The sequence below is a fragment of the Paenarthrobacter sp. CAP02 genome (genome assembly GCF_040137855.1).
Lineage (GTDB): Bacteria > Actinomycetota > Actinomycetes > Actinomycetales > Micrococcaceae > Arthrobacter.
The window spans coordinates 95835-115740 of record NZ_JBEEII010000002.1 but is presented as its reverse complement, the minus strand read 5'-3'; the positions used below and the strand labels follow the sequence as shown (position 1 = coordinate 115740).

General features: G+C 65.1%; 12 protein-coding genes. All 12 read left to right on the top strand.

Going from position 1 to position 19906, the window contains the following annotated elements:
* The first annotated feature begins 42 nt into the window (after positions 1-42).
* The 12 genes from ABHM97_RS03480 (at position 43) to ABHM97_RS03425 (ending at position 19899) form a co-directional block, all read left to right on the top strand.
* The gene (locus ABHM97_RS03480) at positions 43-1014 is read left to right on the top strand and encodes an AAA family ATPase (RefSeq protein WP_235519499.1); all 972 of its coding nucleotides are present in this window, start codon (positions 43-45) and stop codon (positions 1012-1014) included.
* A 55-nt stretch (positions 1015-1069) separates the two neighbouring features.
* Positions 1070-2473 (top strand): DUF58 domain-containing protein, encoded by a 1404-nt coding sequence (locus ABHM97_RS03475; RefSeq protein WP_349469607.1) that lies wholly within the window; start codon positions 1070-1072, stop codon positions 2471-2473.
* The gene (locus ABHM97_RS03470) at positions 2470-4956 is read left to right on the top strand and encodes a transglutaminase-like domain-containing protein (protein ID WP_349469606.1); all 2487 of its coding nucleotides are present in this window, start codon (positions 2470-2472) and stop codon (positions 4954-4956) included. Before ABHM97_RS03475 ends, ABHM97_RS03470 begins: the two co-directional genes overlap by 4 nt.
* Positions 4946-6514, top strand: coding sequence for an RDD family protein (locus ABHM97_RS03465; RefSeq protein WP_349469605.1), 1569 nt, complete (start codon positions 4946-4948; stop codon positions 6512-6514). The genes ABHM97_RS03470 and ABHM97_RS03465 overlap by 11 nt, the downstream gene beginning before the upstream one ends.
* Complete coding sequence (locus ABHM97_RS03460) at positions 6511-7413, top strand: PP2C family protein-serine/threonine phosphatase (RefSeq protein WP_349469604.1); 903 nt, start codon at positions 6511-6513, stop codon at positions 7411-7413. The genes ABHM97_RS03465 and ABHM97_RS03460 overlap by 4 nt, the downstream gene beginning before the upstream one ends.
* On the top strand, positions 7400-9139 hold the full coding sequence (locus ABHM97_RS03455; RefSeq protein ID WP_349469603.1) for an FHA domain-containing protein: 1740 nt from the start codon (positions 7400-7402) through the stop codon (positions 9137-9139). The genes ABHM97_RS03460 and ABHM97_RS03455 overlap by 14 nt, the downstream gene beginning before the upstream one ends.
* Positions 9136-10845: a serine/threonine-protein kinase gene (locus tag ABHM97_RS03450; RefSeq protein WP_349469602.1), complete on the top strand. Its 1710-nt coding sequence runs from the start codon at positions 9136-9138 to the stop codon at positions 10843-10845. The genes ABHM97_RS03455 and ABHM97_RS03450 overlap by 4 nt, the downstream gene beginning before the upstream one ends.
* A gap of 45 nt (positions 10846-10890) precedes the next feature.
* On the top strand, positions 10891-11595 hold the full coding sequence (locus ABHM97_RS03445; protein WP_349469601.1) for a hypothetical protein: 705 nt from the start codon (positions 10891-10893) through the stop codon (positions 11593-11595).
* Positions 11592-16073, top strand: coding sequence for a type VII secretion EssC family protein (locus tag ABHM97_RS03440; RefSeq protein ID WP_349469600.1), 4482 nt, complete (start codon positions 11592-11594; stop codon positions 16071-16073). Before ABHM97_RS03445 ends, ABHM97_RS03440 begins: the two co-directional genes overlap by 4 nt.
* A 62-nt stretch (positions 16074-16135) precedes the next feature.
* Complete coding sequence (locus ABHM97_RS03435; protein WP_235519537.1) at positions 16136-16741, top strand: superantigen-like protein SSL4; 606 nt, start codon at positions 16136-16138, stop codon at positions 16739-16741.
* 39 nt (positions 16742-16780) lie between these two features.
* Positions 16781-19078, top strand: coding sequence for an NAD-dependent DNA ligase LigA (ligA, locus tag ABHM97_RS03430; RefSeq protein ID WP_349469599.1), 2298 nt, complete (start codon positions 16781-16783; stop codon positions 19076-19078).
* Positions 19075-19899, top strand: a complete 825-nt coding sequence (locus tag ABHM97_RS03425; protein ID WP_349469598.1) for an inositol monophosphatase family protein — start codon at positions 19075-19077, stop codon at positions 19897-19899. The genes ligA and ABHM97_RS03425 overlap by 4 nt, the downstream gene beginning before the upstream one ends.
* The last annotated feature ends 7 nt before the right edge of the window (positions 19900-19906 follow it).

The following is a 19906-nucleotide window of genomic DNA, read 5'->3' as shown; positions in this document are numbered from 1 at the left end:
GCACCAACTTCATTCGCATAAGACAACGAACAGGACCAACCGATGACCATGACAAACGAGCAAGCCGCGTGGTTTGCAGAAACGTTCGAGAAGCTCGTTGCCAATGTGGGCCAGGCAGTACTGGGCAAGGAACACGTCATCCGGCTGACCTTCACAGCGATGCTGGCCGAAGGGCACGTCCTGTTCGAGGACGCACCCGGGACGGGAAAAACGTCGCTGGCCCGTGCGCTGGCTGCAACGGTGCAGGGTTCACACAATCGCATCCAGTTCACCCCCGACCTTCTGCCGTCGGACGTCACGGGTGTGACTATCTACGACCAGAAGACCCAGAAGTTCGAGTTCCACAAGGGTCCGGTCTTCAGCAACATCGTCCTTGCCGACGAAATCAACCGCGCCTCCCCGAAGACGCAGTCCGCGTTGCTTGAGGTCATGGAAGAGTCGCGCGTGACGGTTGATGGCACCACCTACGACGCCGGTCGTCCGTTCATGGTGCTGGCGACCCAGAACCCGATCGAGCAGGCGGGCACCTACCGGCTGCCGGAAGCCCAGCTTGACCGCTTCCTGATCAAGACCTCCATCGGTTACCCGGACCACGCATCCACGGTCCGGTTGCTGGGCGGGGCCAACCTCAAGGACCGGTCGAAGGACCTGACGGCCATCATCACTACCCAGGCCGTGGCTGACATGGCGGACCTGGGCGCGACCACCCATGTGGACACCGCTGTGCTGGAGTACATTTCCCGCCTGTGCGAGGAGACCCGCAACGCCCCCGAGACCCGCCTCGGTGTGTCCGTCCGTGGCGCATTGGCCATGGTGCGGGCGGCGAAAGTTTGGGCCGCCGGGCAGGGCCGGAACTTCGTGCTCCCGGACGACGTCAAGGAACTGGCACCTGTGGTGTGGACGCACCGATTGGTGATGGATCCGGAAGCCGAGTTCTCCGGTGCCACACCGGAAGTCGTGCTCAACCGCGTCCTCGCCGACGTCGCTGCCCCACAGCAGCGCGCCACGGCCTAGCGGCCACTCCTGACCCACCACGCACCTGCACTCCGGCACGAACAAAGGTCCCCACATGTCCTCCAGCACACCCCTGAACAGGGCTGCTGATTCGCTCAAGCGCGCTGCCTCGTCGCTTGGCGGCGCCGTCCGCGGCCTCCGCGGTTCGGCCGATCCCTCGGGCAACCGCCCCGACCGGGGTGGCCGAACCAGCAAGGCAAGCAAGCTCCACCCGGCGTCGCTCTGGGCTGAAGCGGCTGGAACGGCCGGTGAGGTCCTGCTCCCGGCCTGGCGCGCAGTCCGGAAAGCCTGGTTGACGTATGCCTGGCCCGTTCTTGCCGTGGTCAGCCTCCTGGGCTGGGTTGTCCTGGCTGCTGCCATCGGGCTGTGGTGGGCCGGTCAGGCCTGGGGTTGGCAGGAAGCGAAGTCGGCCGCGTTGGTGGCCTTCCTCCTGTTTGTCCTGGCCATCGCCTTCATTATTGGCCGTTCCGCGTACGGTGTGGTCCTGGACCTTGCCCGCACCCGTGTAGCTGTGGGAGACGACGCGGTGGGCAGCATCGCCGTATCCAACGTTTCCACCCGGCCCCTCCTGCCTGCGGCGCTTGAATTGCCCGTGGGCGCCAACACCGCGATCTTCCACTTGCCGCGCATGAAACCCGCCCAGGTCCATGAGGACCTCTTCACCATCCCCACAGCCCGCCGGGCAGTGATAGTGGTGGGGCCTGTCCGTTCGGTTCGGGCCGACCCCCTGCACCTCCTGCGTCGCAGGGTGCTGTGGACCGAGCCCGTGGATTTGTTCGTGCACCCGCGGACGGTGTCTTTGGGCAGTTCCGCCGCGGGGTTCATCCGCGACCTCGAGGGCATGCCGACCACCGAGCTCTCAAGCGCCGACGTCTCCTTCCATGCCCTGCGCGATTACGTCCCCGGTGATGATCGTCGCCATATCCATTGGAAGACCACCGCGCGCACCAACAAGCTCATGGTCCGCCAGTTCGAGGAGACGCGCCGCGCGCACCTCGCCATTGCGTTGTCGATCAACACCGACGAATACGACTCCGAGGCGGAGTTCGAAATGGCAATTTCGGTTGCGGCGTCCATCGGCCGCCAAGCCATCCGCGAACAGCGTGACCTGGACGTCCTGACCCAAAAGGGGCCGCTTCGCTGTGAAACCGGCCGCAACCTGTTGGACGACACCACCCGGATTGTCGGGGCACCCATGCGAAAGACCGCCGTCGACCTCGCCCGGAATCTTGCAGACGCTGTCCCGAACGCCTCCGTGGTGTTCTTCGTCGTCGGCAGCCACGTCACAGCGACCCAGCTCCGTACCTCGGCAGCCTCCGTTCCGCCGGGCGTGCGAAGCCTGGCCGTGCGGGTTCAACCCGGGGCCGCGGCGTCCAGGGCCAACATCGCGGACCTGACCGTCCTCACCGTTGGCGACCTGGACGATCTCGCCATTGTTCTTCGAAAGGCGGCAGCATGAGCTCCGCGCCCAACGTTCGCGTCCGGCCCCGTGCGGCCAGGTCTGCGGGCCGGACCAGGAATACCGGCGGGGGATCGCCCTTCGGTGCAGGCCGCCCCCTCTGGCATTTCGCCGTCGACTTCGCCTCTTTGACAGTGTTGCTGCTGCTCGGCGTTCTTGGCTTCAGCCTCAGCTTCGGGGGAGACCCCCGTTATTTCATCGCAGGCCTGGGAGGTGTGCTCCTGGGACTGGGTATTGCGGTACTGAACGCGCACTTGCGCCTGGGGATGCTCATCACTACCGCTTTGGCCCTTGGCGCCTACCTGCTGCTCGGCCCGGCGCTGGCGGTCCCGGACTCTGCCGCATTCGGCGTCCTGCCAAGCCTGGAGTCGCTGAGGACCTTGCTCCTGGGCGTTGTCTTCGCCTGGAAAGACATGTTGACCGTCGGGGTTCCCGTGGGGACCGCGAACGGCACGCTGATCGTGCCGTTCCTGAGCTCGCTGCTCACGGCCCTGGCCGCGGGACTCCTGGCATGGCGGCTGAAAAGCCCTTACTGGCCGCTGCTTCCAGTGCTTGTACTGTTCGTTACCGGTATCGCGTTCAGCACCAACGCCGGGTTCCTCAACGTGGAGCGCGGCGTCTCGCTGACCATCGTGTCAGTCGTTTGGGCGACGTTCCGCCGCGACGTCCTGCGCCAGAGCAGCACCAGGTCCGTTTCGGCCAACAGGCCCAATTCCGACGCCGGTGCGGCCCGCCGCGGACAGCTCCGCCGCCTGGGGACTGCTGCAGCCGTGATCGCCGTTGCGGTTGGCGTCACCGCGCTCGCATCACCCCTGGTGACCGCCAGCGACGACCGGAAGGTCCTCCGCAACACGATCGTGCCCCCCTTCGACCCCCGGGACTACATCACGCCGCTGGCGAGCTTCCGGAATTTCGTCAAGGACGAGAAGGACCACACCCTCTTTACGGTGAAGGGCCTGCCCAAGGATGCCCGGGTCCGGCTCGCGGCACTGGACGCCTTCAACGGCACGAACTACACCATGGACCCGAACAGCTCCGGAAACTTCAGCAAAGTGGGAGATGCCAAGTCGTTGAACACATTGGCTGACGCCGGCAGCCCGGTCAAGGCCACCAACTACACCCTGGACATCAGCATTGAGGACTATCAGGGATACTTCGTCCCGGGTGGCCGCCACACCACCGGCATGAGTTTCGCTGATGCTTCGGGCGCCGCCTCCGGTCTCTATTTCAACTCAGGAACAGACACCGCCGTGACCACCAACGGCATGGCCAAGGGCGACACCTATACGGTCCAGGTCTCCGATCCGGGCACCTTGGAGCACGGCCAGCTGACGCAGTACGACTTTGCGAAGATGACCCTGCCTGATGCCCAGGACGTCCCGCCGATCGTGGCGTCGCAGGCCAACGAAATTTCTGCCGACGCGCCCACGGCCATTGATCGTGTCCGCCAGATTGAGGCCCATTTCCAAAAGAGCGGGGCTTTCAGCAACGGGTTGGTAGCCGACGGCCAGCTTCCCAGCCTTCCCGGCCACAGTGCTGCGCGGATCAGGAACATGCTTTCGGCCAAGCAGATGCTGGGCGACGACGAGCAGTATGCCGTTTCCATGTCACTGATGCTCCGCCATTTGGGGATTCCGTCCCGCGTCGTCATGGGTTTCTATCCGGATCCCAAGAGTCCCGAAAACGGTGCAGGCGATATCAAGATCACGGGCAAGGACGTGCACGCCTGGGTGGAGGTGGCCTTCGACCGGGTGGGTTGGGTGTCCTTCGATCCCACGCCGCCCAAGGACAACGTGCCGATCCCGCCGGACCCACAGAACAAGTCCAAGCCCAAGCCGCAGGTACTGCAGCCGCCACCCCCGCCCCAGGAACCTGCGGATCTGCCGCCGGACTCCACTCCGGACGCGTTGGACGCGGACGAGAAGAAGAACAACCCGTGGCTCTTCTGGGGTCCGTTGCTCGCTGCCATCGGGGTTGCGCTGATTCCACTGGGGATCCTGGGCATTCCGTTGTTGCTGATCCTCCTGCTGAAATCACGACGCCGTAAGGCACGCTTCCGTGATGGCCATCCGGCCCAGCGTGTGGGCGGTGGCTGGAACGAGGTACTGAGCCTCGCAACTGACCTGGGTGCTTCCATCGATACCAAGTCCACCCGCCGCGAGTCCGCCACGGTCATCGCGGATGCGTTCCCGTCCACGGGGAGCACCACCACTATGCTCGCCCATCGGGCCGATGCGGCCGTTTTCGGGGCCGGACAGCCCAGCGAGGCAGAGGTGAAGGAGTACTGGAAGATCGTGGATTCGTCCCTGACCGATATCACGGGGAGCGTTGGCTTCTGGAAACGGCAGCAGGCGAGGTTCTCACCGCGGTCGCTGTTGTCGGACGGCAGGGCAGCGCTCCGCCGTCGCGAGCAGTCATCAACCACTGCCGGCCGCCGGCGGTTTCGTTTGAAGCGCATGAAGGACTCCACCGATGAACAGTAGCCAGCCAGAACTGTGTCCGGCCTGCCGTCACCCGGTCCGTCCGGGGGCCACATTCTGTACGCAGTGCGGATCTCCCCTGAGCAATCGCGGAGCACGCAAAGAGGGCAACATCAACCACGCCCAAATGGCTGCTCTGGAGTCTGCCGCCCGGCAAGGCCACACCGATCCCGGTAGTATCTCGGTAGTGTCATCGCCGGTGCACCATGCGCAGGCGGGAACAACAACGACGCCGGACGCAGGACCGGGACCAGGGGGAGGGGCAACAATGACCAGCAAGCTGGAATTGGTGCCTGCATCCACCGGGAAGCGGCTCGGTGCGGCGGTTCTGGACTGGCTTGGTCCCATCGCCGTCCTGGCCACCACTTTCGCCATCGGGATTGCCGGCATCACGCAAACCCGGAAAAACGGCTTCATTGTCTATGACACCGGGCTGTTGGTCCTCCTGGGCAGCATAGGCCTGGGAGTGACAGTGGTTTATTGCTTCGTGCTCCTTGGGCTGGAAGCCAGGACCGGCAACACCCTTGGGAACAAGCTGATGGGTATCCGGAGCACCGACTCCGATGGCTACGCACCCGGGGCAGGAGCGGTCTTTGTCCGGGGCATCGTGACCGGCAGCGTCTTGCTCCTCGGCGCGCTGGCCTCTGTCATCCTCTCCGCCCTTGGCCTGATTGGTCCGGTCCTGTGGATTGGATTGCCGCTGTTGGTGCTGGGTGCGGTGTGGGCCATCCTGGTTGTCGTCTCCAACGCATGGGACAGGGACGGCAAGCTGCGCGGCTGGCACGACAAGGCCGCGAAGACATTGGTCTTCGATGTTGGTGCAGGGCGCAATCCCGTGACCACAGGTGGCATCCAGGGTCCTTACAGTTTCGCGCCGATGAACCTCCCGCCGGTGCAGCCTGTGACCTCGCCGGTCCCGGGCGGCAGGCCCACCGAACGTGCGCAGGTTGCCCCGATGCAGGTTTCACCGTCGCAGGCCGCTCCCGGCCCAAGCCCGGCGCCGTCTGTGCAGCCATCGCACGACCCCAATCAATGGCGGCCGCCCACAGCCCCGCGCCCCGTAACCGCAGCGGGACTGCAACCGACCGTGAACCCGGAAGCCACCGCCGTCGTCCCCCAAGAGGCCCATGCCGCACCGCGGCCTGAACCTGCCAACCAGCACGGTTTTGCTGCCCACCCGGATGACGACGTCGAACGGACCCAGATGCGGCCCGGGGCCCGCCGGGCCCAGGCGGTACTGAGGATCACGGTCGACGACGGCCAGGACGTCCAGCTTGGCGGCTCGGTCCTGCTTGGGCGGAACCCTGCACCCCAGCCAGGGGAAACCGTGGAGCAATTGCTGCCGGTGTCGGACCCCGGCAGGTCCATCTCCAAAACCCATCTGCACCTCCGGGTTGATGGCGACGGCGTGTGGGTCACCGACCGGAATTCCACCAACGGGAGCGCAGTCACCACGCCTGACGGCATCCAGACCAGGCTCCACCCCGGCGACGCCATACTGGTCCGTCCCGGTTCGACAGTCCACTTTGGCGACCGTTCCTTCCACCTAGGACAAGCATGAATCCACAGCCGTCCACGCCCGCTGACGCCGGCCAGGCATCAGCACCGTCCACCTTCCGCCTGAGTTACGGGTACGGGACCGATCGTGGTCTCCGGCGCGAGCTGAACGAGGATTCGTTCATCGCGGCCGACCCCGTTTTTGCCGTGGCTGACGGCATGGGCGGCCACGAGGCCGGCGAAATAGCCAGCGGCATGTGCGTGCGGACGTTGGGGAGCTCACCCGAACTCGCGTCGGGCGTCCGCACCGCCTCTGCGGCGGAGTTGCAGGCCTGCCTGCTGAACGCCGACGCAGCCATCCGGACTGCCACCGGAGCCCGGGCAGGGACAACCCTGTCCGGCGTCGTGGTGGTGGAACAGATGGGCCTGCCCTACTGGCTGGTGATGAACATCGGAGACTCCAGGACCTACCGCCTGAGCCAGGGCGAGTTCGCCCAGGTCAGCGTGGACCACTCCGAAGTGCAGGAACTGGTGGACTCCGGTGACATCACTGCCGAACAGGCGGCAGTCCATCCTCGGCGCCATGTGGTCACGCGCGCCTTGGGTACGGGAGATGAAACCGAGGCCGACTTCTGGTTGCTTCCCATCCAGGAAGGCGACCGGATCATGGTCTGCTCTGACGGCCTCAACGGCGAACTCGGCGATGAGCACATGTTCCGCATCCTCAGCACAGTGGCCCACCCGCAGGACGCGGTGGACGCGCTGATCCAGGCGGCTCTGCGGAGCGGGGGCCGGGACAACGTCACCGTGATTGTGGTTGACGCCAAGAACGTAATGAACGACGCCGGCATCGCCACCACCGCGCCGAGGCCCGAGGTCGCGTCCGAGGTGGAGGAGGACACCCTTCCCAGGGCTTGGGTGAATGGGACTGACCACGAGGAAGGCGTCGATGGCAAGCAATAACCACCGCTCGCCGGCCCGATACCAGCAGGGTGAGTGGTTCGGTGTGGTCCGCGAGGGGACAGTTGTTCTCCTGGGCCCGGACACGCCGCACGCACTCATCGATACCGTGTGGGAGTTGCTGGCATCTGCGCCCGAGGCCCATGAGGTGCTTCACGAAGTGACGGAGGCCTTCGGTGTCTCGCTCAGCCGTATCCCTCCTTTCGGGATCATCGCCGCCACGGATGCCCTGCGTGTTTTCCTCCGCGGGGAGCTCGAATTGGTGGTGCACCTCGAGGACGGCCAGGAACGGATCACCGGGCGGGACGTGACCACCTGGACCGAACGTCGGATCGCGGATGCCCGGGGTTACAGTCTCCGCATCGACAGCAGCACCGGGCCATTGGACCAGTCTTCGTTGAGCGGGGCTGCCCTGAACAGCTTTCCCTTGGCCGAAGGCGTGGTGCTGCTGGCATCCCTTGACGTCCAGTTGGGTACCGCGGCAGGCGGCGCTGTGGCCGAGGCTGAAGCCGTAGCCATAGCCGTTCCTGGAACCGCAGCGACCGGGACCCCTGTCTCTGAACCGGTGTCCGATGAAACCATGATCGGCTTCCCGGAACCGGAACCGGAACCGGAACCGGAGCCCGAGCCCGAGCCCGAACCGGAGCCTGAGCCCGAGCCCGAGCTGATGCTGGAACCCGAACCCGAGCCGGAGCCAGAAGAAGAAGCCGAGCTTCCCGTCCACACCAGCACCACCGATCCCTTGGTCCCGTCGCTGGAGAACACCACCAACTACGACCACCTCTGGGATAAGACGGTGATGCGGAACATCGAGGACGCCGCCGTCCGCATCGACGATGAAGCCGAGCACCCACACGAAGCACCAGCCCCTCCGGCTGCGCTAACCCCGCAAGAACCACCGGCCGCGGAAACCAGAGCGGCAGCGATCGCGCCCGCTCCGGCCGAGTCCGCCGTCGGGCAGGTCCAGGCTGTACCGGCCACGGGCCTCATCGATTCGGTTCCGTGGCTCCGAAGCAGCTCCGGCACGTCAACTGCGGTGGGCAACCAGTCCGCTGCGCCGGCCGTTCAGGCCGCGGAGCAAGTGGCCGAACCCGCACCCCAAATGCCAACGGGTTGGTCGCCTGCCTTGCCACCGCCCCCGCCGTCGGAGACGTCCGGAGGAGCGGACCCGGACCACGACGGCGAAACCATCATGAAGAGCAATCTTCCCGTCGGTAACGACGCAGCCGCCCAGCAGTCCGGTGCAGCAGCAGGAACAGCACCCGTCAATGGGCCGAGTGTCCTGGCGCGTGTCTGCCCAGCAGGACATGCCAATCCGCCAACCTACCCCCAATGCTCCGTGTGCGGTATGGCACTGTCCGGGGACGCCGTTCACGTTCCGCGACCCAGGCTCGGCCGCATGCGGCTTTCCACAGGTGAGCTGATCGACCTTGACCAGTCGCTGATTATTGGCCGGCAGCCGTCGGTTTCCCGTGTCCAGGGTGGCACCATGCCCCGTTTGGTCCAGGTGGAGAGCCCTGGCGGGGACATTTCGCGCTCGCATGTCGAGGTGCGGCTCGAGGGCTGGCACGTCATGTTGTGTGACTTGAAGGCCACCAATGGCACCGTGCTCATCAGGGAAGGGCAAGCGCCACGCCGGCTCGCCCAGAACGAGATGGCTATCCTGCTGGACGGCGACATCGCCGAACTGGGTGACGATATTTCATTGCGTTTCGAGGAGATTCTTTGAGTTCCAAGAGGCCCCCCGCGCCGCCTCCACCCATCCCGGGTTTCAAATACGTCAGCCTGCTGGGTTCCGGTGGCTTCTCGGATGTTTACCTTTACGAGCAGGACAGGCCGCGTCGAAAAGTGGCTGTGAAGGTGCTGTTGTCGGACCTGAAGACCGAAGGGGCGCGCCGCCGCTTCGAGTCAGAGGCGAACCTGATGGCGCAGTTGTCCTCCCACCCGTACATCGTGACGATCTTCGAGGCCGAGATCACCGAAAACGGTCACTCCTACCTCGCCATGGAATACTGCTCCAGGCCAAGCCTGGACGTCCGCTACCGTCGTCAGCGCTTCAGCGTGGACGAGGTCCTCGCCATCGGGATCCAGGTGGCGTCCGCCGTCGAGACCGCGCATCGCGCCGGAATCGTGCACCGCGACATCAAGCCCGCCAACATCCTGGTCACGGACTACAACAGGCCTGCGCTGACGGACTTTGGCATCTCCGGCACCATCGGCGCCGACACCGAGGACGACGCCGGCATGTCCATTCCGTGGTCGCCGCCGGAGCAGTTCCGGGGAGGTCCAGTAGAAGGTGTCCCCGTGGACATCTGGGCTTTGGGTGCCACCCTGTACACGCTGCTGGCCGGCCGTTCGCCCTTCGTTCTTCCGGGGCAGGACAATTCACAGCGTGAACTGATTTCGAGGATCACCAACTCGGCACTTCCGCGCTTGGGCCGGGCCGATGTCCCCGAATCCCTCGAGCTGGTGTTGGCTACGGCCATGGCGAAGTCGCCCGAATCCCGCTACTCCTCGGCGCATGCTTTCGCCCTGGCGCTGCAGCGGATCCAGACCGAGCTCAACCTCTCCGTCACGCCCTTCGAAGTGCTCGAAGAACCGGGCCATGGCGACGAGCACCCGGACGACGACGTCGAGGAAACCCGGGTCCGGAGCATCGCCTCCATCGATCCGGACGCTTCCGGAACCGCCACGACCGGGTCCGCCCCGACGTTCCCGGCACGCACGTTCCCGTCCACGGTTCCAGGTACAAGTCCGCAGCCTGTGCAGCCCAAGAACCCGCCACAAACGGTGCAGACGCCTGCCCAGTTCCAGGCACCGCCGCAATTCCGGGTGCCGGACCACACGGCCAACCGCGCGCCCGCGGAGCCGGACACTGCCGAGTCCACGGTCCTGCGCGGCTGGCAGCCTTCCGGCAAAAACGACGACGTCGACGCCACGGTCAGCCGCTCCGGCGCGCCATCGGGTGCCTCGCCGGTTGAGCCGCAGCCGGCCGATCACGGCAAACGAAACCTGTGGTTGGCGGCAACCGGGGCAGCTGTCCTGGTGGTGGCCATTGTGGTGGGCGTGGTCCTCGGGGCAAATGCCCAACCCAAGGCAGCTCCCACCGAGAGCAGCAGCAAGCCACCCGTGGACGCGCTGGGTGATGGCGGCGTTCCTGAAGTGACCGGTTTGCACGCAGAACAGCAGTCCGGCGGCATGGGACCTCCACTCATTATTTTCCGGTGGGATTACGTCGAGATGAAGCCCGGGGACACGTTCAAATGGAGGACCAAGTCGGCCAAGTCCGATGGTCCCTACGAGTCGACGCTCGCCACCAACGCAGTGGTGTCGGGTAACACAGCACCACCGGTGTGTATCCAGGTCATCCTGGTCAGGGCTGACGGATCAGCGTCGCCCGGAGGACCCGATTCCATCGCTTGCCTGGACAAGTAGACGGCTTATGCAACAAATTCACTGCCCACTGAGGAGGCACAGATCATGGGGGATCTAGCAATAGATTTCTGTGGGGAATGGTACGAACCATCCGATGAGGACGTGTTCGACATCGGCCGCGAAGGCGACCTTGAGGTAGATGACAACCCTTACCTGCACCGGCGCTTCCTGCAGATTGCCCGTTACGACGGCATCTGGTGGCTCAGCAACGTGGGCAGCATGCTGTCCGCCACCATCGCCGACGGTTCCGGCGGGATGCAGGCCTGGCTGGCTCCCGGGGCTCGGATTCCGCTGGTTTTCAGCCACACCAACGTGATTTTCACGGCCGGTCCCACCACTTACGAGTTCGCGGTGCATTTGAAAACTCCGTCGTTCCGCCATGAAGCACGGGATGAGGACCAGGCGGGCGACACCACCATCGGGCCCGTGGTTTTCACCGATTCGCAGAAGGCACTGATTGTCGCGCTGGCCGAGCCCATGCTTCGGCGTGACGGCACCGGTTTCAGCGCAATCCCGTCGTCCGCTGAGGCCGCAAAGCGGCTGGGGTGGGCGCTGACCCGTTTCAACCGCAAGTTGGACAATGTGTGCGACAAACTGGACCGCGTAGGCGTGGTCGGGCTGCGTGGGGGAGCCGGGAAACTCGCCACCAACCGCCGCGCCCGGCTGGTTGAGCACGCCGTGACCTCGCATCTGGTGACAGCGGCCGACCTGCACCTCCTTGACACCATGACTGGAGCCGACGAAGCATGAAGTTCCGCCTGACCCTGCGGCGCGATCCGGCGGAAGCCAAGGACCTGGCCGTCACAGTTGATGGCCGCGCCACCGTCGCGGACATCGCCACCGAGCTCTGGGTGGCGGACCCCGCGCGTAAGGGGACCGAACCACCGTCGAACCTGTCCATCAGCGTCGACGAAGCGTTCGTCGGTGGCGGGCTTTCCGGGCACGTCCTCCGGCCAACGGACAACCTGCTGGAGTCGGGGCTCCGGCCCGGATCCAAAGTCTCCCTCGCGCAGGTAAGTGAGCAGTTCGCCTCGAACGGCCACGCCGACGGCAACAACAGGGGACCGGCGGCGGCGACCTTGCGCGTCTTGTCAGGGCCCGACGTCGGCCGCGAATTTTCGCTGCCGTTCGGTACCAGCTACATCGGCCGGGACCGGGACGTGGACATCCGCCTTTCGGATCCGCTCACCTCGAAGCGCCATGCGCGGGTCACCGTGGGCGAAACCGTGGAGATCGTTGACACGAATTCGGCCAACGGCCTGCTCATGGACGGGTTGCCCGTGACGCGGGCAACCCTTGGTTCCTCCGATACGGTGACGCTGGGTGACACCACCGTGGGCGTGGTTGCCCTCTCGCGGAACCACAGTGGTGGACCGTCCTCGCCGCTGGTGGACTTCAACCGCTCGCCGCGTGTGCTCCCTAGGTTCGAATCGCCCAAGCGGGTGCCACCGGCCGGTCCGAAGCGTCCCGAGCACCAGCCGTTCCCGTACATCATGCTGGTGGCACCGCTGCTGATGGGTGGCGTGCTTTTCGCCGTCACCCAGAACCTGCTCTCAGTGCTGTTCATGGCCATGATGCCGCTCTTCATTGTGGGGCACTATGTGGACCACAAGATGCAAAGCAAGCGCCAGGCCAAGGAAGGCCACAAACAGTTCACGGCTGCCATGCTGGCTTTCCGCGAGGACATCGACCGGCAGCAAAACATCGAACGGGCGGTCAGGCTGCAGGAAGCGCCGTCCGTCAGTGACACCGTGGACGCGATCTACAAGCTCGGGCCGCTCCTGTGGACCAAGCGTCCAGAACACGAGCACTTCCTCGGGGTGCGGTTCGGGCTCGGCTCCGCGCCGTCGCGGATCCAGTTCGAGGAACCGGGTGCAAACGAAACCGAACCCCGGTACATGCGCGAAATCCAGGAGTGCCTGCAGCAGGTCCGCGTCATTGAGGGTGTACCGATCGTTTCGCAGTTGCGCACCTCGGGTTCCTTCGGGGTGGCCGGTGACCGTAGCGTGGTGGACGACGTCGCCCGCGGCGTGGTGCTTCAACTGGTAGGCCTGCACTCACCGGCGGAAGTGGTCTTGGCGGCGCTGACCTCGGCCCGGTCACGGGAACGCTGGGACTGGCTGCAATGGCTCCCACACGTGGGCTCGGGCCACAGCCCCCTGTCAGGCGACCATCTGGCGGCCGGTCCCGGGGCAGGTGCGGCACTGTTGTCCCGTCTCGAGAACCTCGTGGAAGAACGCGAGTCCATGGCCAAGGAGCCCGGTCCGCAGCTGCGTCCCGGGCTTAAGGATGAGCACGAAGAACTTCCTGGCCCCGTTGTTCCCGCCGTCCTGGTGGTCGTCGAGGATGATGCTCCCGTGGACCGCGGACGCCTCACCCGCCTGGTAGAGAGGGGCCCCGACTACGGCGTCCACATCATGTGGGTGGCCGCGAATGTCCAGTCCTTGCCGGCAGCCTGCCGCGATTTCCTGTCGGTCGACGGCGATCACGGCACAACCACGGGCCAGGTGCGCCTGGGACGCCACACGTATCCGGTCAGTTGCGAAAGCGTCGATGCGGAGCTGGCGACGCAACTCGCTCGCATGATGTCACCCCTGGTGGATGTCGGAAACCCGCTCGAGGACGACTCCGACCTTCCGCGTGCTGTCTCCTACGCCACGTTGATCGGCAAGGAGCTGATGGACAACCCGCAGGCCGTTGCCGAGCGGTGGCAGGAGAACAACTCCGTCCATGCCACGGCCGTGCCCAACCGCAAAGACAACGGCAGCCTCCGGGCCCTGGTGGGGTCCAAGGGCGTGGAGCCGTTCTACCTGGACCTCAAGAACGAGGGACCGCACGCGCTGGTGGGCGGAACCACCGGTGCGGGCAAGTCCGAGTTCCTGCAGTCCTGGGTCATGGGCATGGCCGCCGCCTACAGCCCGGACCGCGTCAGTTTCCTCTTCGTCGACTACAAGGGCGGTGCAGCGTTCGCGGACTGCCTGCACCTGCCGCACACCGTAGGCCTCGTCACCGACCTTTCGCCGCACCTGGTCCGCCGGGCACTGACATCCCTGCGCGCTGAGCTGCACTACCGCGAACGCCTCCTTAACAGGAAGAAGGCGAAGGACCTGCTGGCACTCCAACGCGAAGCAGATCCCGAAGCGCCGCCGTACCTCATCATCATCGTGGACGAATTCGCCGCCCTCGCCACCGAGGTTCCGGAGTTCGTCGATGGCGTTGTGGACGTCGCAGCCCGTGGCCGATCCCTGGGCCTGCACCTGATCCTCGCCACTCAACGGCCCGCCGGTGTCATCAAGGACAACCTGCGCGCCAACACCAATCTCCGGGTCGCGTTGCGCATGGCCGACGAAGTGGACGCAGTGGACATCCTGGGCGTTCCCACTGCAGCGTACTTTGATCCGTCCATTCCAGGCCGAGGTGCCGCCAAGACCGGCCCGGGACGCATCCAGGGTTTCCAGACCGGATATGCCGGTGGTTGGACCACGGACAAGCCCCAGCGTCCCCGCATCGACATTGTGGAGATGGCCTTCGGATCCGGACCTGCCTGGGAACCGCCCCTGGACCAGCATGGAGAGGAAGAACCTGCCGGCCCCAACGACATTGCCAGGATGACCGGAAACATCATCCGTGCAGCTGACGTCCTGTCGATTGAGCCGCCCAGGAAGCCGTGGCTCAACGAACTGGCCACCACCTACGACTTCTCAAAGCTCCCGAACCCGCGAAGCGATGAACGCCTCCTGCTCGGAGTGGCCGACGACCCCGCCCACCAGGACCAGCCGACCGTTTTCTACGAGCCGGACAAAGACGGAAATATGGCCGTCTACGGCACGGGTGGATCCGGCAAGTCCGCAGCGTTGCGCAGCATCGCCATCGCCGCGGCCGTCACACCCCGTGGCGGGCCCGTGCACGTTTATGGCATCGACTGTGGTTCCAACGGCTTGAAGATGCTCGAAGGTCTCCCGCACGTCGGCGAAATCATCAACGGCGACGACGTCGAAAGAGTCGGCAGGCTGCTTCGCTGGCTCAAGGACGTCGCTGATGACCGGGCAGCACGGTTCGCGGAGGTCCGGGCCTCAACGATCGTCGAATACCGGGAACTGGCCAACAAACCGGACGAGAAGCGCATCTTCATCCTGGTGGACGGTATGTCGGCGTTCCGGGAAGGGTACGAATACAGCAAGCTGTCCGCGCTCTGGGACATCTTCCTGACCCTCGCCACGGACGGTCGTCCCTTGGGCATCCACCTGGTAGTGAGCGGTGACCGCACCAACTCCGTCCCGGCGTCGCTCCTTGCATCCATCCAGAAACGGTTGGTCCTTCGCCTCAGCTCCGAGGACGACTACATGACCCTTGATGTTCCCAAGGACGTCCTCAATGCAGCTTCGCCTCCCGGGCGTGGACTGCTGGACGGACTCGAGGTCCAGCTCGCCGTGCTGGGCGGCAACTCGAACCTTGCCCTTCAGGCGCGGGAAGTGGCCAAGCTCAGCCAGGCAATGATCCGCCAAGGCCTCGAACAGGCACCCCAGATCCAGCGGCTCCCCGAACTGGTGGACCTGGACATCCTGCCCGGCGGCGCGCAGGACAACCCGGTCATCGGCGTCGACGACGAAACCCTCGGCCCGGCTGCCATTGCGGCCAAGGGTTCGCTCCTGCTCGCAGGCCCCCCGGGCGCCGGGCGAACGGTGGCACTGGTTACCCTGGCGTACGCGCTGCGCAGGTCCAATCCCCGGACCGACCTCATCTACATCGGGTCGCGGCGCTCGGCGGTTGCGGACCTGAACATCTGGAGCAGGTCCCTGGTGGGACCGGACGAGGTCTCGGATGTGGTTGACGACCTGATCGACAAGGCATCGGATAATCCGGGCACCATGGCCATATTCATCGAGGGACTGACAGAGTTCACCGATACGTTGGCCGAGTCCGGTGTCGGCCGGTTGGTCACGTCAGCGATCAAGGCCGACCAATGGGTGGTGGGTGAGTCCGAAACGTCCACCTGGTCGCAGGCCTGGTCCCTCGCCCAGCCTTTCAAATCCGGGCGTCGCGGGCTGTTGCTCAATCCGGGAGACGTCGAGGGTGATTCCTTGCTCAACACCTCGCTTGGGCGGGTCAGCCCGGACTTCATTCCAGGACGCGGGTACATCGTGGGGCGCGGAAAAGTACGTAAGCTTCAGATCGCCATGCCGCCCGAGAACCGCAGCCAGGATTTGCCGCCACGCGGGAGGATGTAGGAGGATTTCTCGAAACACCCCCAATTTCGGGGCGCCCCAACGCCCCAGCTGAGGTTACTTTCATGCGACACTCCGTTGTCCCTGCCGTTTTCCTGGCCGCTGGCTTGCTGCTTGCGCCCGCCGCCGCTGCCCAAGCCGTCCCCTGCGGAGGCAAGCTGGCCTGCGCCCCCACCGAGGGAGCAGTGAACCCTTCACCGACCCAGCCGGGGCTGGCGCCGGAACTCGACCAGAAGCCCGCACCGAAGCCGGAACCCACCCGTGTACGGGAAACCCAGCCCGCACCGGCACCGGTTGCGCCGGCCCCTCCCGTGCAGGTTCCACAACAGCCGGCCGTAACGCAGTTCGTCACCGTGGCACCCCAGGTGGCCAATCCGGCACAAAGCACCCCGGAGCCAACCCAGGCCCCGGAAACCACGGCGGCGTCAGCAACGCCGTCGGCGACTCCTTCAGCGACACCCAGCACTGCAAGCCCGAGTCCCACCAAGTCCTCCAACTGGAACACGCCCGTGGACAAGGGCCACCCAACGCAGGCCGCGGTGCTGGCATCGAACTCCTTTACGGGGCCCAACCTGATGGGCTTGTTCGGCATCCTGGGTGGCGTGCTGCTGGTGGGGTTGGGTGGATTGGGGTTCGCCCTCTGGAGCAAGAACCGGCTCTCCTCCCACTAACAGCGCTTTATTGTCGGTGGCTTGCGGCAAGATAGACCTGTGAGCACACCAGAAATTGCGAATCCGGTAGAAACCACAGGTGAAGGTGCGGCGGCCGCCGTCGTCGAAGCGGAAGGGACCCCGCCTTCAGGGTCGTTGCGGGACGAATATGAGCAATTAGCCGACCTCGTCCGTAAGTACCGGTATGCCTACTACCAGGAAGACTCACCCACGGTTTCGGACGCCGAGTTCGATGAACTCTACCGTCGCCTGGAGGAGCTGGAGGCGCTTCACCCGGAGCTCGTCTCCAACGATTCCCCCACGCAGGAAGTCGGCGGGGAAGTCTCATCGGCTTTCGCCGCAGTAGAGCACCTGCAGCGGATGTATAGCCTTGACGACGTCTTTTCGCTGGACGAACTCGAAGCGTGGGTCCGCAAGGCCGAAGCATCCGTCGCAAAGCTGGGTGACAGGGTGCCGCCTATCCGCTGGCTGACAGAGTTGAAAATTGATGGCCTCGCAGTGAACCTCCTCTACCGGGACGGCAAACTGGTGCGCGCGGCCACCCGCGGAGATGGCACCACCGGGGAAGACATCACCCACAATGTCCTCACTATCAAGGAAATCCCGCGGGAACTCAGCGGCTCCGGTTATCCCACCGAGGTCGAAATCAGGGGCGAGGTCTTCATCCCGTCCAAGGCGTTCACGGAGTTCAACCAGAGCCTGGTGGCCGCAGGCAAAGCGCCCCTCGCCAACCCCCGCAACGCGGCAGCGGGCTCCCTGCGTCAGAAGGATCCGGCCGAAACGGCGAAGCGTCCACTGAGCATGTTCGTCCACGGCATCGGCGCCCGTGAGGGACTGGATGCCAGCAGCCAATCGGAAACGTACCAATTGCTCGCCGAATGGGGACTGCCGGTCAGTCCCTACTCGAAAGTGCTGGACACTTACGAAGGCGTCCTCGAATTCATCGCGCACTACGGCGAGCACCGCCATGACCTCCTCCACGAGATCGACGGCATCGTGGTCAAGATCGACGATTTCGCCACGCAACGCGCCCTGGGCTACACCTCCAGGGTGCCCAGGTGGGCAGCGGCCTACAAATACCCGCCGGAAGAAGTGCACACCAAGCTCCTGGACATCATGGTCAACGTCGGCCGGACAGGGCGGGTCACCCCGTTCGGACTGATGGAGCCGGTAAAGGTTGCCGGTTCCACCGTGGGCATGGCCACCTTGCATAACCAGGATGTTGTCAAGGCCAAGGGCGTCATGATCGGGGACATCGTGATCCTGCGGAAAGCCGGCGATGTCATTCCTGAAATTGTCGGGCCGGTCCTGGCCTTGCGGGACAAACAGGATCCACCGGTCCGCGAGTTCGTGATGCCCACCGAATGTCCTTCCTGCGGCACGCCCTTGGCGCCGTCCAAGGAAGGGGACGTGGATATCCGCTGCCCCAACGCGAAGTCCTGCCCGTCCCAGTTGCGCGAGCGCGTGTTCCACGTCGCCAGCAGGGGCGCGTTCGATATCGAAGCGCTGGGGTGGGAAGCAGCCGTTGCTCTGACTCAGCCTGCGGAGCCGGAAACCCCGCCCCTTACCAGCGAGGCCGGACTGTTCAGCCTGACGCGGGAGGACCTTGCCAATGTCCTGATCCGCCGGGAAAAGCGCTCCAAGGGCGTGGGCACTGGGGAGTTCGAACTCGTCCCGTACTTCTACACCAAGGGAACCGCCAAAACCCCGTCCAAGCCGACGGCGACCACCGAGAAACTCTTTGCGGAGCTGGAGAAAGCCAAGAAGCAGCCCTTGTGGCGCGTGCTGGTGGCGCTCTCCATCCGGCACGTCGGCCCCACGGCTTCCCGTGCACTGGCCACGGCGTTCGGCAGCATGGACGCCATCCGGAACGCCACCGAAGAGCAAATGGCGCACGTGGACGGCGTTGGCCCCACTATTGCCGTGGCGCTCAAGGAATGGTTTGCCGTGGACTGGCACAACGAGATCGTGGACAGCTGGGCTGCTGCGGGGGTTCGGATGGAGGACGAGCGCGACTCCTCAATGCCCCGGACACTTGAAGGCCTGACCGTGGTGGTCACGGGAACACTTCCGAACTTCAGCCGGGACGAAGCCAAAGAAGCCATCATCATCCGAGGCGGCAAGGCCTCGGGGTCCGTCTCCAAGAACACCAGCTACCTCGTGGCCGGCGAAAGCGCAGGGACCAAGCTGGACAAGGCTGAACAGCTGGGCATTCCCGTGCTGGACGAGGACGGCTTCCGTGAGCTGTTGGCCAACGGGCCTGCCCCGACGGACGCTGACCAGGACAATGAGGAGGCCGCGGTTGCTGACCCCGTAGCGGAGGCAGCATCCGAATGACCGATCCATTGGAGTTGCTTGCAGTTGCCAAGCGTGCCGCCGCTGCCGGCGCAGCTGTCCTTGCCCGCCGGTCCGTCAGCGGAACCGGCGGGGAGGGCCTGGAAACCACCAATAAAGGTGAAGCGGGCGACTGGGTCACCGCCTTCGATGTCGCGGCGGAGAACGCAGTCCGCGACGCAATCCTGGCCGAACGCCCCCATGATGCGCTCACCGGCGAAGAACACGGAACCACCCGGCCCGAGGACCATTCAGGGTATCGCTGGTCCATTGATCCGCTGGACGGGACCACCAACTTCATCCGCAACATCGTCTACTACGCAACGTCCGTTGCCGTGGCGGACTCCGACGGCGTGTGGCTGGCTGGGGTGGTGCACGCGCCGGCGCTGGGCCGCGTCTACTCGGCCGCCCGGGGACACGGCGCCTGGGTGGAAGCTGCCGGGCAGTCAACACGGCTCGAAGGACCGATTCCGGGGCGGAAGGGGTTGATCCTGGCAACGGGCTTCAGCTACGACCCCGCCACCCGCGCAAGCCAGCTGAAGGGACTGGGCGAGGTGATGGACGGCTTCGCCGATGTCCGGCGCCTGGGCTCGGCTGCGTTGGATCTTTGCATGGTGGCCGACGGCACCTTTGACGCCTATGGGGAACGTGGACTGAACGAGCACGATTTTTCCGCGGGTGCGCTGATCGCGGAAGAGGCCGGCTGCTGGGTTCGCCGGCCGCGGCTTCGGAGCCCGCTCGACGGCGGGCCGAGCACCGAAGACCGCTTGGCGGCGTGGATGTGCGCCGGGGCGTTGGAGCTGTCCGGCAAATTCCCCTTGTGACCACCGC